15 protein-coding genes and 1 pseudogene are annotated in these 19792 nt (G+C 63.2%); 2 read left to right on the forward strand and 14 right to left on the reverse strand.

Features of this window, described 5'->3' with window-relative positions; translation table 11 throughout:
• Window position 1: 1 nt before the first annotated feature.
• The 12 genes from KHP07_RS27905 to KHP07_RS27960 form a co-directional block, all read right to left on the reverse strand.
• Window positions 2–1105 (reverse strand): glycosyltransferase family 4 protein, encoded by a 1104-nt coding sequence (locus KHP07_RS27905; RefSeq protein WP_214498406.1) that lies wholly within the window; start codon window positions 1103–1105, stop codon window positions 2–4.
• Window positions 1096–2313, reverse strand: a complete 1218-nt coding sequence (locus tag KHP07_RS27910) for a glycosyltransferase family 4 protein (protein ID WP_078047736.1) — start codon at window positions 2311–2313, stop codon at window positions 1096–1098. Before KHP07_RS27910 ends, KHP07_RS27905 begins: the two co-directional genes overlap by 10 nt.
• A gap of 8 nt (window positions 2314–2321) precedes the next feature.
• A complete protein-coding gene (locus KHP07_RS27915) occupies window positions 2322–3650 on the reverse strand; it encodes a GH39 family glycosyl hydrolase (RefSeq protein WP_100491134.1) in 1329 nt (442 codons plus the stop codon).
• Entirely contained in the window at window positions 3640–4830 is a 1191-nt protein-coding gene (locus KHP07_RS27920; RefSeq protein ID WP_214498407.1) for a glycosyltransferase, read from the reverse strand. The genes KHP07_RS27915 and KHP07_RS27920 overlap by 11 nt, the downstream gene beginning before the upstream one ends.
• Complete coding sequence (locus tag KHP07_RS27925; RefSeq protein WP_078047739.1) at window positions 4830–6821, reverse strand: GumC family protein; 1992 nt, start codon at window positions 6819–6821, stop codon at window positions 4830–4832. The genes KHP07_RS27920 and KHP07_RS27925 overlap by 1 nt, the downstream gene beginning before the upstream one ends.
• A gap of 15 nt (window positions 6822–6836) precedes the next feature.
• Window positions 6837–7613, reverse strand: a complete 777-nt coding sequence (locus tag KHP07_RS27930) for a polysaccharide biosynthesis/export family protein (RefSeq protein WP_078047740.1) — start codon at window positions 7611–7613, stop codon at window positions 6837–6839.
• 29 nt (window positions 7614–7642) lie between these two features.
• Complete coding sequence (locus KHP07_RS27935; RefSeq protein WP_214498408.1) at window positions 7643–8554, reverse strand: glycosyltransferase family 2 protein; 912 nt, start codon at window positions 8552–8554, stop codon at window positions 7643–7645.
• A 1-nt stretch (window position 8555) separates the two neighbouring features.
• Complete coding sequence (locus tag KHP07_RS27940; protein WP_214498409.1) at window positions 8556–10016, reverse strand: mannose-1-phosphate guanylyltransferase/mannose-6-phosphate isomerase; 1461 nt, start codon at window positions 10014–10016, stop codon at window positions 8556–8558.
• Entirely contained in the window at window positions 10016–11455 is a 1440-nt protein-coding gene (locus KHP07_RS27945; protein ID WP_078047743.1) for an undecaprenyl-phosphate glucose phosphotransferase, read from the reverse strand. Before KHP07_RS27945 ends, KHP07_RS27940 begins: the two co-directional genes overlap by 1 nt.
• A 443-nt stretch (window positions 11456–11898) precedes the next feature.
• Entirely contained in the window at window positions 11899–14382 is a 2484-nt protein-coding gene (locus KHP07_RS27950; RefSeq protein WP_214498410.1) for a TonB-dependent siderophore receptor, read from the reverse strand.
• Window positions 14383–14487: 105 nt separating this feature from the next.
• Complete coding sequence (locus KHP07_RS27955; protein WP_214498411.1) at window positions 14488–15438, reverse strand: FecR domain-containing protein; 951 nt, start codon at window positions 15436–15438, stop codon at window positions 14488–14490.
• On the reverse strand, window positions 15425–15940 hold the full coding sequence (locus KHP07_RS27960; RefSeq protein WP_078047746.1) for a sigma-70 family RNA polymerase sigma factor: 516 nt from the start codon (window positions 15938–15940) through the stop codon (window positions 15425–15427). The genes KHP07_RS27955 and KHP07_RS27960 overlap by 14 nt, the downstream gene beginning before the upstream one ends.
• Window positions 15941–16100: 160 nt before the next feature.
• Between KHP07_RS27960 and KHP07_RS27965 the strand changes: the two are divergent.
• Window positions 16101–16214: pseudogene (locus KHP07_RS27965) on the forward strand (LysE family translocator); the annotation flags it as partial.
• Between the two features lie 902 nt (window positions 16215–17116).
• Here KHP07_RS27965 and inhA read toward each other — a convergent pair.
• On the reverse strand, window positions 17117–17797 hold the full coding sequence (inhA, locus tag KHP07_RS27970) for an isonitrile hydratase (protein WP_214498412.1): 681 nt from the start codon (window positions 17795–17797) through the stop codon (window positions 17117–17119).
• 90 nt (window positions 17798–17887) lie between these two features.
• On the opposite strand from inhA, the gene KHP07_RS27975 reads away from it, so the two are divergent.
• Window positions 17888–18892 (forward strand): GlxA family transcriptional regulator, encoded by a 1005-nt coding sequence (locus KHP07_RS27975; RefSeq protein WP_214498413.1) that lies wholly within the window; start codon window positions 17888–17890, stop codon window positions 18890–18892.
• Here the strand turns inward: KHP07_RS27975 and KHP07_RS27980 are convergent.
• Window positions 18826–19740, reverse strand: a complete 915-nt coding sequence (locus KHP07_RS27980) for an alpha/beta fold hydrolase (protein ID WP_078047749.1) — start codon at window positions 19738–19740, stop codon at window positions 18826–18828. The two genes, KHP07_RS27975 and KHP07_RS27980, sit on opposite strands and share 67 nt — an antisense overlap.
• Window positions 19741–19792 lie beyond the last annotated feature (52 nt).

Genomic DNA, 19792 nt, shown 5'->3' on the forward strand with positions numbered 1-19792 from the left:
TTCACTTCAGCTCCTCGATCAGTTCGGCCAGGCGCCGGCGATAGGCATGATGGTTGAAGCGTTCCGCCCATTGGCGGCGTTGCTCGGGCGATTCTTCATCGGCCCGCTCGCCAAGGTTGACCATCAATTGCGTGAGCGCCGGGCCATCGGTGGGCGAAAAACGCGGTGCCGACGGCGGGGTGATTTCATCCAGCGACGTGCCACTGGCCACCGCCACCGGGGTGCCGACGCTCAAGGCCTCGATCACCGGCAGGCCGAAACCCTCGGCATACGAAGGTTGCCATAGGCGTGAGGCCTGGCGGTACAGCGCGTGCAATTCGGCATCCGAGACGCCGCTCAGCGCGCGAATGCCCGGCAGCGTACGCTGGGCTTCGGGCAAATGATCGAGGCTGCCCACCAGTACCAATTCCGGCACGCCGGGGGACTGGCGTCGCGCCTGTTGCCACGCGTCCACCAGGAACGGCACGTTCTTGCGCAGCTCACGGGTGCCCACCAGCAGCCAATAGCGTGCGGGCAGTTGGCGCGCGCTGAGGTCCGCCGCCAGTTCGAAAAAACCATCGACCTGGTTGGGTAGCACGCGAATCTTGCCCGCGGCCTTGGGGAACAACCGCGCGGTTTCATCGGCGCTGTACTGCGATGGCGTCCACACCCGGTCGGCACTGTGCACCGCGTAGGCAATCGACAGGCGATCGCTGGTCTTATAGATCAACGCCTTCAAGCGGTTGGCGTGATAGTTGTCGAGGGTGATCTGGAACAGGTCGTGCAACAGCACCACGGTGCGCAGCCCCTTCGGTTTGGGCGGCAACGGCAGGCCCATGTTGAAGGTGCTGATGTACAGGTCGATACGCTGCTCGCGCAAGGCGCGCGGCAGAAAGCCCGCCTCGAAGCGCAGGCGATTCTGCGGTTGGTGCATGGCCGTCTTGGCGCAGCCCCAGGCGGGGCAGTGAGCTCGCAAGCGGGTCTCATCGCCCAGGGGCGCCACGGTAAAGCGCTCCAGCTCAATGCCCTGCAGGCTGTGCAGGGCGCTTTCCAGCGCGTACACCTGGCGGCTGATGCCCGATAGCGGCGAGGTGCCGACGGTGCGGTAATCCAGGCCTACGCGCATACCGGCTCCTTTTGATTCAACGGCGCAAGCGCGGCGTACACCTGTTCCAATTGGCTGGCGGCGACGCTCCAGTCATGGGCACGACGCACATAGGCGCGGCCGGCTTCACCCATGGGCGCGGCGGCATCGGGAAATTGCAGCAGGCGCACCACGGCGTCCGCCAGGCTCGCGGCGGTTTGCCCGCCGAGGTAGTCCAGGCCTTCCACCAGGTCCAACCCCGAGACGCCTTGCTCGGTGCTCGCCAGCGGCAAGCCCGCGGCCAGCGCTTCAAGCACCTTGAGCTTGGAACCGCCGCCATGGCGCAGCGGCGCCAGGAACACCGAGCAACTCGATTGCAGGTTCAGCAGGTTGGGCACAAAACCTTGCCACTCGATGCGCGGGTCCTGCCAGCGTTCACGCCAACTGTCGGGCATGCCAAAGCCACACACGCTCATGCGCGCGTCAGGGCAACGTTCCCAGACCTTCGGCAGGATTTCATCCAGCGCCCATTCGATGGCGTCCACGTTGGGCGCGTATTCATAGTTGCCGAGGAACAGCACGCGGCGTGTCGACGGGTCGGGGCGGGCGGCTGCGAAGTGATCGCAGTCCACGCCGTTGACCACCACCGACACCGGTTTGCCGGCGATTTTTTCCAGGGTTTGCGCGTCGCTGTCGGTCACTGCCACTACCCGCGTGGCCTGGCGCATCACGCGTCGTTCCCAGCGCGTGTAGCGCCATTGGTCATAACGAATGAACGGCAACGACCAGCCCGGCAGGCGGTCGTAAGTGGCCGCGCCCAGGGCCGATTCAACGTTGTGCTCGGTCAGCACAAACGGCTGGGATGTGCGCGCCAGCGCATCTTCGTAAGGCTGGAAGGTGTAGGTGTGCTCGATCTGCACCACATCCCAATGCTCGTTGAGCAGTTGGTTGAACCGGTCCTGCAAGGCGCCCGACAAACCGTTCACACTGGCCAGCAGCGGGTAGGGCGCGAACAGCCCGGCCACCAGGGTCTTCACGCTGCGCAAGGGGCGGCGCGGCAGGATGATCAGTTGTTCGAGAAACGCCTCCAGCACCTGGCGGTCAGTGAGTGACACGGGGTGCTTGTCATGCAGCAGCAGGGTGATCCGGTGCCCACGCGCGGCCAGGCTGCGCAACAGGTGGAACTGTCGCGTCTTGCCGCCGCTGGTGGCGGGCCAGGGTGAGTAGGGCAGGATCCATAAAATGCGCATCGCAGGCCTCAATCCCATAACAGAATTTGCAGGTTCGACTTGACCGGCAAGGTCAGGCCACTGGTGCCGCTCACCGGGGTTTGGGTACCGCGCAGCGGGTCGTACAGGGTGGCGCTGGCCAGGCCTGGCAAGTGGGCGTTGCCACCCTGGGCTGACCAGAAGAACCACAGCTTGCGGCCATCGGCGCGGGTCCAGCCGATGCTGAACAAGCCGTCGGGCAACTGGTCGGCAACCGGCGGATCGCCCGGCGTGAGTTTCGGCCCGCTGACGTCGAGGAAGTTCTTCAGTGCGGTGTAGACGGGCTTGGGGTTGGTGTCGATGTCCAGCAATCCGTACGACCGGTCGCGAACGCTGGCGCGCTGGTCGAGGTCGCTCAAGGTAAACAGGAAGATCTTGTCGAAGTCCATCGCGCTCATCAACGCCAAGCGGCGAACCACGTAGTCGGCCTGCGCCTGCAGGGTGATGATGTCCTGGGCGTCTTTTGGGCCCTTGTAGGTTGACCAACCCCACTCGGTGCTCCACAGGGTGTTCACGCCGCCATTGCGCAGGGCCTGGTTGAGCTGGGTGGTCTTGGCGATGAAGTCCAGGTTGGCCGGGTCATTGCCTTCGGGCAATTGGGTGTAGGGGTGATAGGACACCACCGTGTTCAGGCTGGCCACGCCCAGCGCACCCAGGGCGTCGAACATGGTCTGGCCATTGGGCATTTCGCTGAAGAACGCCATGCCGGCGGCCACCACCGGTTTGCTCGGGTTCACCGCCCGCAGTGCCTGGGCGGTGGCGGTGAGCAGGGTGGCGTAGCCTGCCGGGTCTGCCGCCGGGCGCCAGAAGCCCAGCAAGTTCGGCTCGTTCCAGACTTGCCAGGCATCCACGCTGGGGTAGCGCTGCGAAAGCAAGGCCATGCGGTTGGCGAACACGTCGGGGTCTTTCGGCGGGTACTGGTCCGGGTACATCGACAGCGGCGGGGCGCTGCTGATAAAGCGCGCCGAGCCCACCAGGTAGAACACCGACTTGATCTGGTTCTGCTGCAGCTTGCCCACCAGCTCATCGAGGGTGGCGAGCTTGTATTGGTTCTGGGCGGTTTCCAGCTGATCCCAATGCAGGTCCAGGCGCACCCACTCCAGGCCGAGGGCCTTGAGGCGGTCAATCTGCTTCTGGTAGCGCTCGGGGCTGAACCACAGAAACTGCGCATTCACTCCCAGGAAATCCTTCCAGACCACCTCCTTGCTGCCCTTGAGCACATGGCTTTCGGCATCCGCCTGGCGCCCCCACAGGAACGCCGTCAGCCCCAGGGCTGCGACCACGGCAAGGGTTGCGAAGAAGGTGGGTTTACGCGCCATAGGTCGACCCTGCAATAGCGTGCTCAAAGAGCTGCTTGAATTTTTGCGCCGTCAACGGCCACACACGTTCGCGGCCAATCTCCCCGGCGCGCTCGGCCCAATCCCGGGCCAGCAGCGGCGTGCGCGCAAGGCGCAAGAGCTGTTCACCCAGTGCTGCCACATCGCCCTCGGGGTAGATGGCACCGTTGCCGCTGGCGACTTCCTCGGCAAACGCACGCGCATCGGAAGTGATCGCGCCGCGCCCGCAGGCAGTGGCCCAGGACAACGCACCACTGGTGCCGCGCTGGCGCCCCAGCAGGCCGAGTTTTTTCGATTCGCGGTAGGGCAGCACCATCACATGGTGGGCCTGGATGGTCTGGGCGATGTCATCGGCCGGCAGGTTCAATCGCCAGTCGATGGCGTCGCTCAGGCCCAGCGCGGCGATCTGCGCGTTCAACTGCTCCAGGTAGTTACCGCCCGCGCCAAACGCCATTTCCGCAGCGGTGCCACCGGCCAGGGTCAGGCGCACGCGACCGCGCAATTCGGGGTCTTGCTTGAACACTTCCGCCAGGGCCTGCACCAGGTCTTCGATGCCTTTGCCCCGGTAGATAAAACCGAAATACAGCAGGTGCAGGGTGTCGAGCGGCGGCAACGGGGCCGGTGCGATGGCCAGGTTGGCGTGGTTGATCACCGCCACCTTGCCGGCGGGCAAGTGCATGCGCTGGCTCAGGCAGTCGGCGCCCAGGCGGGTGAGGGTCACCAGCCGGGTCAGTCCATTGGCGACCTGGCGTTCTTCACGCAAGGTCAGAGGGTCGGCCAGCACCACGGCTGCCTGGGGCAACGGGCTGGGCAGGCGCTCCAGCAGGTTCAGCGGAAACGGCAGGTGCTCGCGCCGCCACACGATGCGCTCCGGGTCGTGCACGGTGGCCGTCAATGGCAACTGGGGGTAAGCCTTGCGCAGTTCACGCAAGGCCAGGAATTCCCCCAGCCGCCCGCCGCCCAGCTCGGCGTGCACCAGGTCGACGGTTTGCCAATCGAAGCCGGCGATGGCTTGCTGGATCGCCTCGGAATTGCCCGCCACACCGGCCAACGGCGTCAGCACCGTCACACCCAGGTGTTCCAAGGCCGTGCGGAAATGGTTCGCGTAGTCGGCGATCCCGTTTTTCTCCGGCGGCAAGGGGGCGAGCAGGGCGATGCGCATCAGAACGCCCCCCGGTATTTGCCGATGGTCTGCAGCACTTTGCCCGGCACTTCGAATTTGCGCCGGTTGATGATGATGCCATCGACCTTGCCGAACGCGGTGTTGAGGATCGACAGCGCATGCTCGACCACCGGCACGGTACTTTTGCGCGCTTCCACCACCAGCCCGATCAGATCGGCGCGGCGCAGGGTGATAAAGGCTTCGCGGTTGTCCAGCAGGGCCGAGGCGTCCAGCAGCACCACCTCGCCCGGCGCAGCTTCTTCCAGCCCACCGACTCGCACATTGACGCCATTCTCATGCAGCAGTTGGCGCAGTTGCTCGACCACGAAGGTCACCCCTTCGCCGTGACGCGCCGACGTCAGCCCCAGCACCAGGCCCTGTTCGGCAATGCGGTTGGGCTGCAGCAGGCTGTACAGCCGGTAGATGCTCGCGTTGAACGCGTTGGTACTTTGCGCGGTGGTAGTGTCCAGCTCCGGCAGGGTGGTCCACAGCGGCAGGCCGAACTTGCGTTCCACCAGGCCGCCATCGTGAATGCGCTGGTCGAGCAAGTAGCACAGGTAGATCACCAGCAAGCCGACGACGATGGCAAACGGGATCGCCAGGATCAGCATCACCAGAGTTTTCGGGAAGATGCGGCCTGGGTTCAGGGTGGCTTCTTCGATCACGGCAATGTTGCTGATCTGGCTGTTGTCCAGCTCGCGGTCGATGCGCGATTTTTCCAGGTTGTCCACATACAGCGCGTAGTTGCGCTCGGTGGTGTTCAGCTCGCGGGAGAGGCGTGCCAGTTCCGGTTCGATCTCCAGGGCTTGCTTGCGTTGCGCCTCAAGGTTCAGCAGTTGTTTTTGCTGCTCAACCAGCTGGGTACGCAGGGCCTGGTTGTTGCTGGTTTCGTCCAGCAGCACGCGCTGCAAGTGGATTTCCAGGGTGTTTGGCGCACGGTTCTCCGAGGCTTGCACCGTATTGCTCTCGTTAGCGACCTGGGCCTGCATCGCACGGATCGAGGCATCCAGGGCTTTGACCGGCGGCGCGTTGTCGGTGTAGGTGCGCATCATGTCGGCCTTTTCCAGCAGCTTCTGGTTGAGCAGGCGACGCAAGTCCTGCTGCTGCGGGTTCAGTGCGATCTGGCGCACCGTGGTGACTTCCTTGGGCTGGCCTTTGAGCTGCGTGCGCGTGCTTTGGATGGCGCTGTCGGACGAGGCGATCAGGCGTGTGGTGTTGAAGGTCTCGCCGCGCAGCACGTTGATGCGCTCGGACAGGTCTTCCAAACGGTCGGTGATGCTCGCCGCACCGATCTCATTCAAGTGGGTGAGGATCTGCTGCTTGTAGCTCTTGATCTCGGTGGCGCTGTTGGCCGCCTGGCCTTCATAAAAGGCGTACAGGCTCTTGCGCCCCAGTGCCTGGGTGCGTTCGTTGATGTAAGTCTCGACCCAATCCTTGACCACCGCCTGGGCGATCTCCGGGTCGCCCCACTTGAAGCTGATGTCCATCACCGTCGAACCTGCGGCGTGGCTCACCTCAAAGTTCTTTTCCAGGCTGGCGGCCAGGCGTTCCACCGGGGTGGTTTTTTCCACCACGCCGACGGTTTCCAGCACCACGCGGATGCCGTCGAATATCGCACCCACGCCACTCTTGACGTAGTACTTGGTGCGCTTCCAGAAACCTTCCGGTGGCGGTGCGCTGTCGATCACTTCCAGGTAATGCTCGGCCACGGCGCGCACGATGGGGCGACCGGTGAGCAAACGCTCTTCGTCGACAATCGGGTCACGCTGGGTGCTGGGCATGACCAGCGCCTGGCGGTTGCTGATCTCGATGGGCAGGGTCGAATCACGCCCCGGCTTGACCAGCAGGCGCGCGGTGGACTCGTACTTGGCCGGCAGCAGGAACGCCCCCAGCAGGATGATCACCAGCGCGGCAATCGCCGCCAGTTTGAACTCGTGCCGGAAGATAAAGAACAAGCGCAGAAGATCACGAAAAGAACGGATCTCGATCATTGGGATGTCGCTCCTTTAGTTGTTGCCGCCGCTGGTTCGGGTGTAGTTGTAGCCAACCCCAATGGACTTGGTGAACGGAATCAGCTGGTTCATGTAGGTGTCCACCCCTTGGATCCGCTCGCCGACGTTGGACTTGGGCACGAACACCACATCGCCACGTTGCAGGTGCACGGGTTTGCGCCCATTCGGGCCGGTCTTGAGCAGTTGGCTGAAGTCCAGGAAATACGCGCGATACGCGCCCTGGGCGTCCTCGCGCAGCAGGGCGACCATGCTGGCGTTGCCCGCCGGGCTGACCCCGCCGGCACCGATAATCGCTTGTTCCAGGGTATTGGCCGTGGCGATCTGCACCGCCGTCGGGTTGTTCACCGCGCCGCCGACAATGATTGAACTGCCCGGCGCCTGGTTGATGTTCACCGTCACGCGGGGCTCGCGGTACACCGGGGCGAGCTTACTGGTCAGCTCGTTGGCCAATTCCGAAGGCTGGCGCCCGGCGACCTGGATCGGTCCCAGGAACGGGTAGTTGATCTTGCCGTCGGTTTGCACGGTGTACAGCGTCAGCTCGTAGATGGTGCTGACGTTGAACGCCGACAGCGTCGGCATCTCACCGGCATCGCGCACGATGCGCAACTGGTCGCCGATGCGGATGCGTTCCACCGCCGGCGGCAGTTGGGCAAGCTGGTCGAGGGCGCGCTTGCCGGCCTCGACGGTGTCGCTGTCCGGCGGCACGATGCGTGCCGGCGTGTTGCAGGCGGCCAGGGCCATCATGGCCACGACGAGCAGGGTTCGTTTCATCAAGGGGGACTTCCTGTAGGTCATGATGCTCACCTCCAATAACCGGGAAACATGCTGATGCGCCGCTTGAGGGCGAGGGGGAGGCGGCGCTCCAGATGGCCCAGCCGGTAGCCGAGCAGTTTGAACGCACTGCGCACCAGTACTTCGGGGACACGGTGCAAGGCACCGGCCTTGCGCAACGCAGCGAGCTCGGCCAGCACATAGCGCTTGCCTTCGCCCCCCGCGTCGCCAAAGGCCTGCCGGATCCACGGCTCGCGGCCATAGAACACGCCGATGTCGAAGTAGCGGTGAAACTCATCCATGAGTGTGTAATCGTGGGAGTGATGCACCAGCGCCGAGGCGGCGTAGCGCACCTTGTAGCCTTCGAGCAGCATGCGGGCGGCCACATAGGCGTCTTCGCTGCCGATCACGTCGGCCGGGAAACCGCCCACCGCCTCCAGCACGCTGCGCCGGTAGACGGAAAACGAGTCGGAGCTGAAACAGGTCTTGATCCCCAGTTCCGGTGCATCGGCCAGGCTCTTGCTGCGGCTCTGCTCCGGGTAATTGAAATGCCGCGACTGCGCACCCAGCACACCGGCGTCGGGGTGGGGCAACTGGCGCCCGTAGGCCACGCCGTTGAGCGGGTCCTGCTGCAGTTCGGCGAGCAGGTTGGCGAAGGTTTCCGGGGTGGCGGGGATCGCGTCCTGGGTCATCACGATCAATGCGTCGCCGCCCACTCGTTCGCTGGCCCAGCGCCGGGTGCCGCCGTGGTTGAAGTCGCGCGCGTCGATCACCTCCACCCGTGCACCGAATGCGCGAAAGCGCGCCACGGTGTCATCGCTGGAGGCGCTGTCCACCACCAGCGTTTCGTCGGGTTGCAGGGTTTGCATCTTCAGCGCCGGCAGCAGGCGTGCCAAGTGGCTGGATGCGTTACGGGTCGGGATGATCAGTGAGGTGCGCATGTTATTTTTTCACTTCTGCGGGGGCGCGCCCGTAGATGTCATCGAAGCGCACAATATCGTCCTCGCCCAGGTATTCGCCGCTCTGCACCTCGATCATCACCAGGTCGATGATGCCGGGGTTGGTCAGCCGGTGTTTGTGCCCGGCCGGGATGTAGGTGGACTCGTTGGCGTTGATCAGGAATTCGCGCTCGCCATTAGTAATTTGCGCCGCACCGCTGACCACCACCCAGTGTTCGCTGCGGTGGTGGTGCATCTGCAGTGACAGCGAGGCCTGGGGCTTGACCACGATGCGCTTGATCTTGAAGCGGCTGCTTTCTTCCAGCACGGTGTAGGTGCCCCACGGCCGGGTGACCGTGCGGTGCAGGCTGTACGCCGGGTGATTCTGGCGCTTGAGCTCGGCGACGATGTAGCGCACGTCCTGGCTGCGGTGGGCGTCGGCGATCAGCAGGGCGTCGGGTGTGTCGACGATGATCAGGTCGCGCACGCCCACGGCACCGAGGACGCGCTTGGGCGAGTCGATGTAGCAGTTGTGCACGTCATGCAAGATCGCTTCGCCGTTGACCTGGTTGCCATGGGCGTCACTCGGCGTGAGCTGGCGCAGGGCCTCCCACGAACCGATGTCGCTCCAGCCGATGTCGCACGGCACCACCGCGACTTGCTCGGACTTCTCCATCAGCGCCACATCGATGGACACATCCGGCGCGCTGCCGAACGCTTCGGCGTCCAGCTCGCGCTGGCGTGAGGTTTTGTTTTGCAGGCTCTGGCTGTGTTCCAGCGCGGCGCGGGCGGCTTCCAATACATCGGGCGCATGGGCGGCGAGTTCGTCCACCAGGGTGCTGGCCTTGAAGCAGAACATGCCGGCATTCCACAGGTGCTTGCCGCCATCCAGGTAACCCTGGGCCGTGGCCAGGTCGGGTTTTTCCACAAAGCGTTTGACCCGGTTGCCCGTGCCCAGCGGCTCGCCTTGTTCGATATAGCCAAAGCCGGTTTCCGGGTGGTCGGGCTGGATGCCAAAGGTCACCAGGTAGCCGGCTTCGGCCAGGTCGCGGGCCTGGGTCACGGCCTCGGCGAACGCCACTTCATTGAGGATCAAATGATCGGCAGGCATCACCAGCAACTGCGCCTCACCGCCGAAGTGTTCCTGCACATGCAGCGCCGCCACGGCAATCGCCGCCGCCGTGTTGCGCCCGAACGGTTCGAGCAGCAGGTCCAGGGGCAGATGGGCCTTGTTGACCAGGCGGTAGTCATCCAGGGTGCGGAACAACAGGTCGCGGTTGGTCACCGTCAGCACGCTTTCCACGCCAGGCAGTTTGGCGGCGCGCTGGAAGGTTTTCTGCAGCAGGCTCTGACCATCACGCATGCGCATGAACGGCTTGGGCATATTCTGCCGGGACACCGGCCACAGCCGCGTGCCCGACCCACCGGAAATGATGCAGGGAATTAATCCGTTGAGTGTGTTCATCAATAGACTTCCTTGGTGGAAAGGACGGCTGGGACCGTCATGAAGACGATGTACAAGTCAAACCACACCGACCACCTGGAGATGTACTCCAGGTCGTACTCGACACGTTTCTGGATCTTGAACAGGGTGTCGGTTTCACCCCGGTAACCATTGATCTGCGCCCAACCGGTGATGCCCGGTTTTACCCGGTGCCGCGAGCTGTATTCGCTTACCGCCACCTCGAAGGGAATGCCCGCCGCCTTGGTCGCGGTGGCATGCGGGCGTGGGCCGACCATGGACATGTTGCCCAGCAGTACGTTGAACAGTTGCGGCAGCTCGTCGATGCTGGTCTTGCGGATGATGCGGCCCACGCGAGTGATGCGCGGGTCTGCGCGGGTGGTCTGGCGTTCAGCGGTGAAATCGCTCTGGTCGGTGTACATGGAGCGGAACTTGAACACGCGGATTTCGTTGTCGTTGTAGCCATAACGGTTCTGGCGAAACAGCACCGGCCCCTTGGAGTCGAGCTTGATCGCGATCGCCGTCGCCACCATCACTGGCGACAGGCACACCAGCGCCAGGCTGGCGAGCAGGAAGTCCTCGCAGCGCTTGATCACCGGCGACCAGCCGCGCAGTGGCAATTGCGAGGTGTTGAACATCAGGATGCCGCCCACATCGGTGATCTTGCTGTGGCCGTAGCGCAGGGCCGCCATGTCTGGCACCAGCATGACGTTCACCGACAACTGCCGCAGGCGGTTGACCAGCCCATGGATACGCTGCTCGGCGGCCCAGGGCAGGCAGATCATCACCTGGTTGACCTGCTCGGCGCGGATCAGCTTTTCCAAGTCACGGGTGTTGCCCAGCAGGGGCAGGCTGCTCAGTTCCTTGGGAATGCGCTCGGTGCGGTCATCGATGAAGCCGATCAGGCCGGAGCGGATGTCACCGTTGCGTTGCAAGTGATCGGCGACGTGCACGGCAGTGTCGGTAAAGCCCAGGATCACGGTACGTTGCAGGTATTTGCCGGCGCGCATCAGCCGGCTGTACAGGCGCAGCATCACCAGGCGCTCCAGGCAAAACAGCCCCAGGCTTACGACGTACCACACCGCCAGGTTGCGCGGGGTCAATTGCGGGAAGAACTGCAGGATCTGGTACATGAACAGCAGGATGCAAAAAGCCGCCGTCCAGGCCTTGATCTTGGTTTTCAGGCGCAGGCGGTTGCTGAACAATTCCTCGGAATAGATACCCAGGGCCTGGAACAGAATGATGGTCAGGACCGCAAAAAAAACCAGCAGGCCCAGGAAGTGGGCGCGCAGTTCAGGGTCCATCGGGTCCAGGAAGAGCACCAGGACCAGTGGGGGCAAAATGGCGGTGAGGCCATGGATCAATTTGACGAAAACAACAAAGAACTCAACAAAACCGGCGCGCGTTAGAAACAGGCTGTCAACGGACGACTTTTCTCGCATACAAACATCCCTCATTGCACTCCAGGCATCAGTGTTCGAGTGTTTGTTCAATTAAGCAGAAGGCTGCTTAGAACACGGGTCGAACGACTACGCTGGGTAATACGCAACTTTCCGATCCAAATGCACAATCCAAATGCAGTTATCCATTTGAGTGGATTTCGCGGGTGTAGTGGCTTAAGGAGTGTTTCCTTTGGGTGTTCAGTCAACTAATTGACGGTGGTGCGGAGGCGGCATGCTAGACAGGTTAATCAGTCTTTTTTGCGGCATTTTATTGACATTCCTTGTCCGGACACTCGGTCATTGGCTGTGTTTTTGAGTGTAGGAACAAATGTGAGATTTTTCCTGCTTAAAGGAAAAACCTTTTTTGAGGCGAGGTAGGAAAGGGGGACAAAGAGGGTGTGGCAGGGCGCACTTAGTGCCCTGCCACCGGGGCTTTCGCCGGATCAGAAGTTGCCTTTCAAACTAACGGTGAAATTGCGTGGTTCACCGTAGAAGTTGCCCCAGGAGGCGGTGCCGACCGTGTTGTAATAGCTTTTGTCGAACAAATTGTTGCCGTTTAGCGCGACCGTCCAAGTGTCGTCGATGCGGTATGCCACGCGAGTGCTCCAGGTCGCGTAACCGGCCTGTTCCAGCTTGATGGTCTGCACGCGGTAGTTGCTGCTCTGGGCATTGACCCCGGCACCGACGCTCCATTTCGACAGCGCACCGTCAAGCTGGTAGTCACCCCACACGCGCAGCATATGCCGAGGCACGTAGGTGTTGGATGAGCCGCCTTCGACCTTGCTGTCGATGTTTTTCAGGGACTTGGTCTGGGTGTAAGTGTAGCCGCCGAAAAGCTGCAGGCGTTCGAGCAATTCGCCGCTGATTTCGGTCTCCACACCTTGGGCGCGCACCTTGCCCGTGTCGGTGTAGCAATAGCCATCGGCGGAGGTCGGGCACATCGTGGTGTAGTCGGATTCGGCGCCGTTTTTCTCGATGGCGCGGAACAATGCCAGGGAGCTGTTGAGGCGCCCGTCAAACCATTCACCCTTGATCCCCAGCTCGTAGTTGTCACCGATCTTGGGCTTGAGCGCCGCGCCATCGACGGTGGCGTAGGAGCTTTGCGGTTGGAAGATATCCGCGTAGCTGGCGTACACCGACAGGTGCTCGTCAAGGTCGTAGATCAGTGCGGCAAATGGTGTGACTTCGCCGGTTTCCTTGGTTCGTGCGTCCTGCACAGCCCATTCGCCCCAGGCCAGGTTGTTGGACTGGCGACGGTTTTCGTACCAGCTCACGCGGCTGCCGACGATAAACATCAAGGGCTCGGCCAGGCGCAGGCGCAAGGTGGCGTAGGTGCCGTATTGCGTGGCGGTTTCCTTGACCGTGCCACCGCGGTACATGTTCGGCCAGAAGGTGTTGTCGGCCGGTTCCGGGAAGTGGTGGTCGGGTTGGTAGATGCTCTGGCGCTTGGGCAGGTTCTGGATCGCGTATACGTCGTCCTGGGTGCCACGGCTGCCGTTGGCGCCGAGGATCAGTTCGTGTTGCAGGCCGAAGGCTTCGAACTTGCCGTCCACGTAGGCGTCGAGGCCGAAATCCTTGTGGTCGTAGTCCATCAACGCTGCATAGGAGTTGGCCGTGGGCGCCGGGTTGCCATAGTTGATGGTGCCTTCGCTGGCGGCATACTTGGTGTCTTGCAGGTTGCGGCTGTGGACCGCCGCGACCTTGAGTTTCCAGTCATCGTTGAAGTGGTGGGTGACGTCGGCGAAGAACGTGGTGCGCCGGCTCTGCCAGTCGTTCCAGGATTGGCCCAGGCAGGTCGAGCGGCTCAGGTTGGCGCTTTTGCCATCGGCATAGCGCGGCAGGCCGCCCCAGCACGGGGTGGCGTCGACATCTTCATAGCTGGCACCGACGCCCAGGGTGGTGTCCGGCGTGAGGTCGAAATCCAGCGCGCCATAGAAAGCCTGGTCCTGGCGCTTGGCGATGTCCATGTAGGAGCCGCGCGTCTGCTGGCTGACGGCCGCGCGTCCACGCAGGGTGCCGCTGTCATTCAGCGGGCCGCCGGTGTCGACGTCGGCGCGGTAGTTATCCCAGGTGCCGGCGGACAACGACAGGCTGGTGGTGGGCTTGGCCTGTGGCCGCTTGCGCACGAAGTTCACTGCGCCGCTGGCGGTGCCGGCCCCCTTGAGCATACCGGCGGCGCCCTTTAGCACTTCCACGCGGTCATAAATCGCCATGTTCGCGCTGAAACTGTCGGCTTGGACGTAGTCCTTGCCCATGTCCAGGGGTACGCCGTCGTACTGGTACTGGCCGAGCATCTTGAAACCACGGGAATAGAAATACTTGCCGCCCATGGGCGACTCGTAAGTGGTGATGCCGGGTGTGCGTTCCATCACGTCATCGATGGTGGTGACGTTCTGGTCGTCCATGAATTGGCGGGTCATCACGCTGACCGATTGCGGGGTTTCCCGCAGGCTGTGTTCGCCCTTGCCAATAGTGACCGCGCCGGTGGTATAGGAACCGGTGCCGTCGGTGGTGGCGCCCAGGCGTTCAGCGTTGATGAGGGTGGCGCCGAGGTTCAGCGAGCCGCTGTCGGCCACTTGCGGCAATAACAGCCATGTGCTGTTGCTCTGGCGCTGGGCTTGCAGGCCCTGGCCGCGCAGCAACTGTTCGAGTGCCTGCTGAGCATCGAAGCGGCCGCTCAAACCCGGGCTGGTCTTGCCGGCAACGCTGGTGGCATCGTACGACAGGCTGATGCCGGCCTGGCGCGCGAACTGGTCCAACGTACTGGCCAGGGGGCCCGACGCGATGGTCCAGTCGCGGGCCTGGGTGTCGCTGGCCGGTGTGTCGGCCATCACCGCCAGTGGCGCGGCGCCGCTCAGGCAGACGCCAAGCAAGGCGGCCTGTACCGCGCGCTTGAGGGGAGAACGGGGGGAGGGGAACGCTTGCATGACCGCGGAATGCTCCTGAAGAAAGTGGACAGATCCGGCCTGTTGATCGGCCTTTTCTTACAGGTCGAGCGGCAATCGGCATTCACCTCATTTATTTTTGAGAAATTACACGCGCGGTGAAACGGTCACCCAGTAGCGGCTGCGGTAGGTGACATCAAGCTTGAGCGATTGCGCCACCAGGCCCAGTACTTGATCGGTGTCCTCCAACTGATAAGTCCCCGATACGCGCAAGCCGGCCACGGCTTCGCTGCAGCGCAACAGGCCGTTGCGGTAGCGGCCCAGTTCGGCGAGGAAGTCGTCCAGGCGCATGTTGTGGGCGCTGATCACGCCGTCGCTCCAGGCCCATGGATCAAGGCCATTGGCGACTGCCGGGCGAATGCCGTTGCGGTTGAACACCACGTGCTCGCCGGGATTGAGTACCTGGCGGGCGTTGGTTTCATTGCCATTGGCAAACACCGCCACCGCGCCCTGTTGCACCGCCAACAGCGTGCCCTGGGCCTCCTCGCGTACCAGAAAACGCGTGCCAAGGGCGCGCAGGTGCCCGTCGCGGGTCTGCACCCAGAAAGGGCGTTTGTCGACCCCGGTATCCACGAGTATTTCACCCTGGCGCAACTGCACCAGGCGGCGTTCGGAGGTGAACGCCGTGTCGATCGCACTGGCGCTGTTGAGCTGGATCCGGCTGCCGTCGCTCAACCCCACCCAGCGTCGCTCGCCGGTGGCGGTGCGGTGCTCGGCCATCAGGGCGGGCAGGGGCGTGTAGTCGCGGCCAAGCCAGGTCAAACCGGCGGCCCCGGCAACCAGACCCAGCAGTTTCAGGCCTTCACGACGGCTGATGCGTTGACGCGCGCCGCGCAGAGCATGCCGGCCGACCTGCGCCGGCAGTTGATTGAAATCGTCATTCATGGTCGCCACCCGCTGCCACACCTGCTGGTGCTCGGCGCTGGTGTGCAGCCAGCGCTCAAACGCGGCGGTGCTGGCGTCGTCAGCCACATTGAAGCGCAGCGTGATCATCCACTGGATGGCCTGGTCCACCAGGCGTGGGTCAGCATTCGGCATAACGCAGCCGGTAACAGGCGTGCAGCGCTTTGGACAGGTCGCGCTCCACCGTGGCCTTGGACACCCCGAGGCGCAGGGCGATCTGCGCGCAGGTCAGGCCGTCCAGTTGCGCGAGCAGGAAGGCTTCGCGCACCCGAGGCTTGAGCTGGTCGAGCAGACGGTCGATGCGCTCCAGGCTATCGAGGATCAGCAGGCGGGTTTCTTCTGACGGCACCTCGACTTGCGGGAAATGCGCGAGGCTTTCCAGGTAGGCGCGTTCCAGCTCACGACGCCGGTATTGGTCGATCATCAAGCTGCGGGCGATGCTGCTCAGGTACGCGCGCGGTTGCTGCAAGCTCTGTTGCTTGCGCGCGTTGAGCAGGCGCACGAAAGTTTCCTGGGCCAGGTCGGCGGCATGTTCACGGCAACCGGTGCGCCGGCTCAGCCAGCCGCGCAGCCATGAATGATGGGCTTGGTAAAGCTGGCCGATGGCGGCATGGTCCAGTGGGTGATCGCTCGACATGGGCATCCTGGCGCAGCTGTCTTAATTGATAATGTTTCGCATTCTAGTCGTTGCTCGTGACCCTTCGCAATTGCCGCAGCGCAATGTATCCAGCACAATTTTCTGTCAGCACTGGATGCTCGGACTAATCTGCAGGCTTTTCCCGGTGGAAGGCTTGAGCATGATCGACTTGGCGACCCTGGCGGTTTTTTCCGGTGCTGTGCTGTTGTTGCTGATGTTCCCGGGGCCGAACATGGCCTTTGTGATCAGCCATGGCGTCACCAACGGTTGGCGACGGTGTTGACGGTGTTGGCGGTGCGCTTGGCGGTGATGTCTCGCCCGGCCTGATTTGATGAGCGTACGACTGATCAAAATGTAGGAGCTGGCTTGCCTGCGAAAGCGGCCTGACAGCCGCCCACAATCTAACTGTCACCCGCAATTCAAATGTGGGAGCTGGCTTGCCTGCGAAAGCGGCCTAACAGCCGACCACTCTCTAACTGCCACCCCGCGATCCAAAATGTGGGAGCTGGCTTGCCTGCGAAGACGGCCTGACAGCCGGCCGCTCTCTAACTGTCACCCCGCGATCCACAATGTGGGAGCTGGCTTGCCTGCGAAGGCGGCCTAACAGCCGACCACTCTCTGACTGTTGCCCCGCGATCCAAATGTGGGCGCTGGCTTGCCTGCGAAGACGGCCTGACAGCCGACCACTCTCTGACTGTCGCCCCGCGATCCAAAATGTGGGAGCTGGCTTGCCTGCGAAGGCGGCCTGACAGCCGACCTGGATGTTGGATCTGATCGAGTACATATCCGTTATTTGGGTAAAGGCCGCTTATGGTTCCGCCCTTACGGCGGCTCACTTTTGAAAAGCGCAAAAGTAAGCAAAACGCTCTTGCCCCAACACTCGGCACCTCGCCTAGGCTCGGTGTGCCCGTAATCCGCCAGGTATTTGGGGGGCCGCCGCCACGCGCCATCCATGGCGCGGGGCGGCTAAACCGGCATCCCTGCCGGTTTACCCCCCAAATCCCTGTCGAATTCCGGCCAGCGTGTTTGACGGGGCGCCTGAGATCAAAAGCAAGTCAAGATCAAGATCAAGATCAAGATCAAGATCAGGATCAAGATCAAGATCAAGAGCGGCTCGCTTCGCATCGTGGTTAGCTTGGGGGATGCGTGTCTAACGCCGGCAGGTGCTTTGCAGAATCAGCCCAACCGAGCAGCCGCGCGTGCGACGATCTCGCCGCGCACTCTGCGCGATTCGGCGGTGCGTTTGTTGGCTTCTTCCAGTACGTGCTGGGGCGCGGTGTCCGGGCGGCCGGAGTCGAAGGGGGGCGCGGGGGCGTATTCAATCTGCAACTGCACCAGTTGCGCTGCCGCTTCGCTGTACAACTCGGCCGCCAGGGTGAGGGCGAAGTCGATGCCGGCGGTGATGCCGCCGCCGGTCAGCAGGTTGCCGTCACGGACCACGCGTTCCTGGACGGGGATGGCGCCGAGCGGGGCGAGCAGGTCGTGGTAGGCCCAGTGTGTCGTCGCCTTGCGTCCACGTAGCAAACCAGCCGCACCCAGCACCAGCGAGCCGGTGCACACCGAGGTCACGTAGCGCGCGGTCTGTGCCTGGACCTTGAGGAAGTCCAGGGTCTGCGGGTCTTCCATCAGTGCGCCCACGCCGGAACCGCCGGGTACGCAGATCACATCCAGGCGCGGGCAGTCGTCGTAGGTCATGGTCGGGGTGAACACCAGGCCAGTGCTGGAAGTGACGGGTTCCAGGTCTTTCCACACCAGGTGCAGTTTCACCTCCGGCAGTGAACCCAGCACGTCGTAGGGGCCCGTGAGGTCCAGCTGCTGGATGCCGGGGAACAACAGAAAGCCGATCTGCAAGGTCATAAATGAAGCTCCGTGAAAGGGGTGGACGGCTTCACTCTAGAGGCCTAGGCTTTGGCGAATACGCCATTGAACCCACGAATCACGCCAATCATGCCTCGAATCGTTCACGTCCTCGCTTTCGATAACGCCCAGGTGCTTGATGTGACCGGGCCGCTGCAGGTGTTCGCCTCCACCAATGACCTGGCGCGCCAGCGCGGTGAACCCTTGCCTTACGCGGTCTCGGTGATCGCCGCCCAAGTGGAGCCGGTGAGGACCTCCGCCGGCCTGGCCCTGGTGGCCGAGCCGTTGCCCGCTGCGGACGCGCCGTGCGACACATTGGTGATTGCCGGCGGTTGGGGCGTGTACGGTGCTGCCGAAGACCCGGCCCTGGTGGACTGGGTGCGCGAGAAAGCCAGGCACACCCGGCGCATGACGTCAGTGTGCACCGGCGCGTTCCTGCTGGCCGCCAGCGGCATGCTCGACGGTTGTCGCGTGGCCACTCACTGGACCCGTTGCGAAGAGCTGGCGCGCAAATTTCCGTCGCTGACGGTGGAGTCCAACCCGATTTTCATCCAGCAGGGCGCCGTCTGGACGTCCGCCGGTGTCACCGCTGGTATCGACCTGTGCCTGGCGCTGGTGGAGGAAGACCTGGGTCGCGCCGTTGCCCTGGAAGTGGCGCGGCACCTGGTGGTGTTCCTCAAGCGCCCCGGCGGCCAATCGCAATTCAGCGTGACCTTGTCCCTGCAAAAAGACGACAGCCGCTTCGCCGAACTCCACGCCTGGATGGCCGAAAACCTGACCCTCGACCTGAACATCCCCACCCTGGCCGCCCAGGCCGGCATGAGCGAGCGCAGCTTCGTGCGCCACTACCGCGCCGAAACCGGCCAGACCCCGGCACGCGCCGTCGAGTTGATCCGGGTTGAAACCGCGCGCCGCCAACTGGCGGACAGCACGGCGTCGATCAAACGTATTGCTGTGCAATGCGGGTTTGGCTGTGAAGAGACCTTGCGACGCAGCTTTCTGCGCGCGCTGGACGTAACGCCCCAAGCCTACCGCGAGCGCTTTTCGCCAAGCAGTTCCAGCAGCGCATCAAGTGTGGCCTGCGGCGCTTCCTGAGGCATATTGTGGCCCACGCCCGGCAGCACTTGGCGCCGGTAAAACCCGCTGAAATGCTCGATGTCGTCATCCACGTCGGGCGGCGGACCCACGCCATCATCGGCGCCGCACAACGAAATGCTCGGCACTGAAATTGCCGGTTGCAGGGCCAGCGCGGCTTCAATGGATTCCAGCGCCGGGTCGCCGGGCGCGTACATGAAACGATGGCGATACGAGTGAATCACCACCTCGACAAAATCCGGGTTATCGAACGACGGCGCCGTCTGGTCATACAGGCTCGGCCCCTCGGCCCAGGACGGCGACCACAGTGCCCACAACAGCTTGCACAGTTCACGCCGGTTGGCGGTCAAGCCGTCCACACCGCGCTGTGTATGGAAGTAGAACTGGTACCACAAGCGATGCTCCGTGACAGGCGCCCGTGGCTTGAGGGATTTGGCAATGTCCTGGATGTTGTAGCCATCCGCGGTCACCAACCCGCGCACCCGCTCGGGCCACAGCGCTGCGACGATACACGCGGCACGCCCACCCCAGTCATAGCCCGCGAGGGTCGCCTGGGGAATGTGCAGCGCGTCCATGAAATCCAGCAAGTCCTTGGCCAACGCCGCCTGCTGTCCGGAACGCATCACCTGCGCATTGATAAAGCGCGTCGGGCCATAACCGCGCAGGTACGGCACCAATACCCGGCACCCGCGCGCGGCCAGTACCGGCGCGATCTCATCATAGCCGCGCGGGTCATAGGGGAAGCCATGCAGCAGGATCACAGGCGTACCGTCGACGGGGCCGTGGGCTTCATAAGCCACGTCGAGCATGGAGGTGCGCACGAAGTGCAGGGGGAAGGCGGTGGTCATGGTGGGCTCCTGTCAGGTGCTGGAACTCTAGTCGAAGTGCGTGACGGGATGG

Source organism: Pseudomonas sp. VS40 (assembly GCF_018587885.1).
Taxonomy (GTDB): Bacteria; Pseudomonadota; Gammaproteobacteria; order Pseudomonadales; family Pseudomonadaceae; genus Aquipseudomonas; species Aquipseudomonas pergaminensis.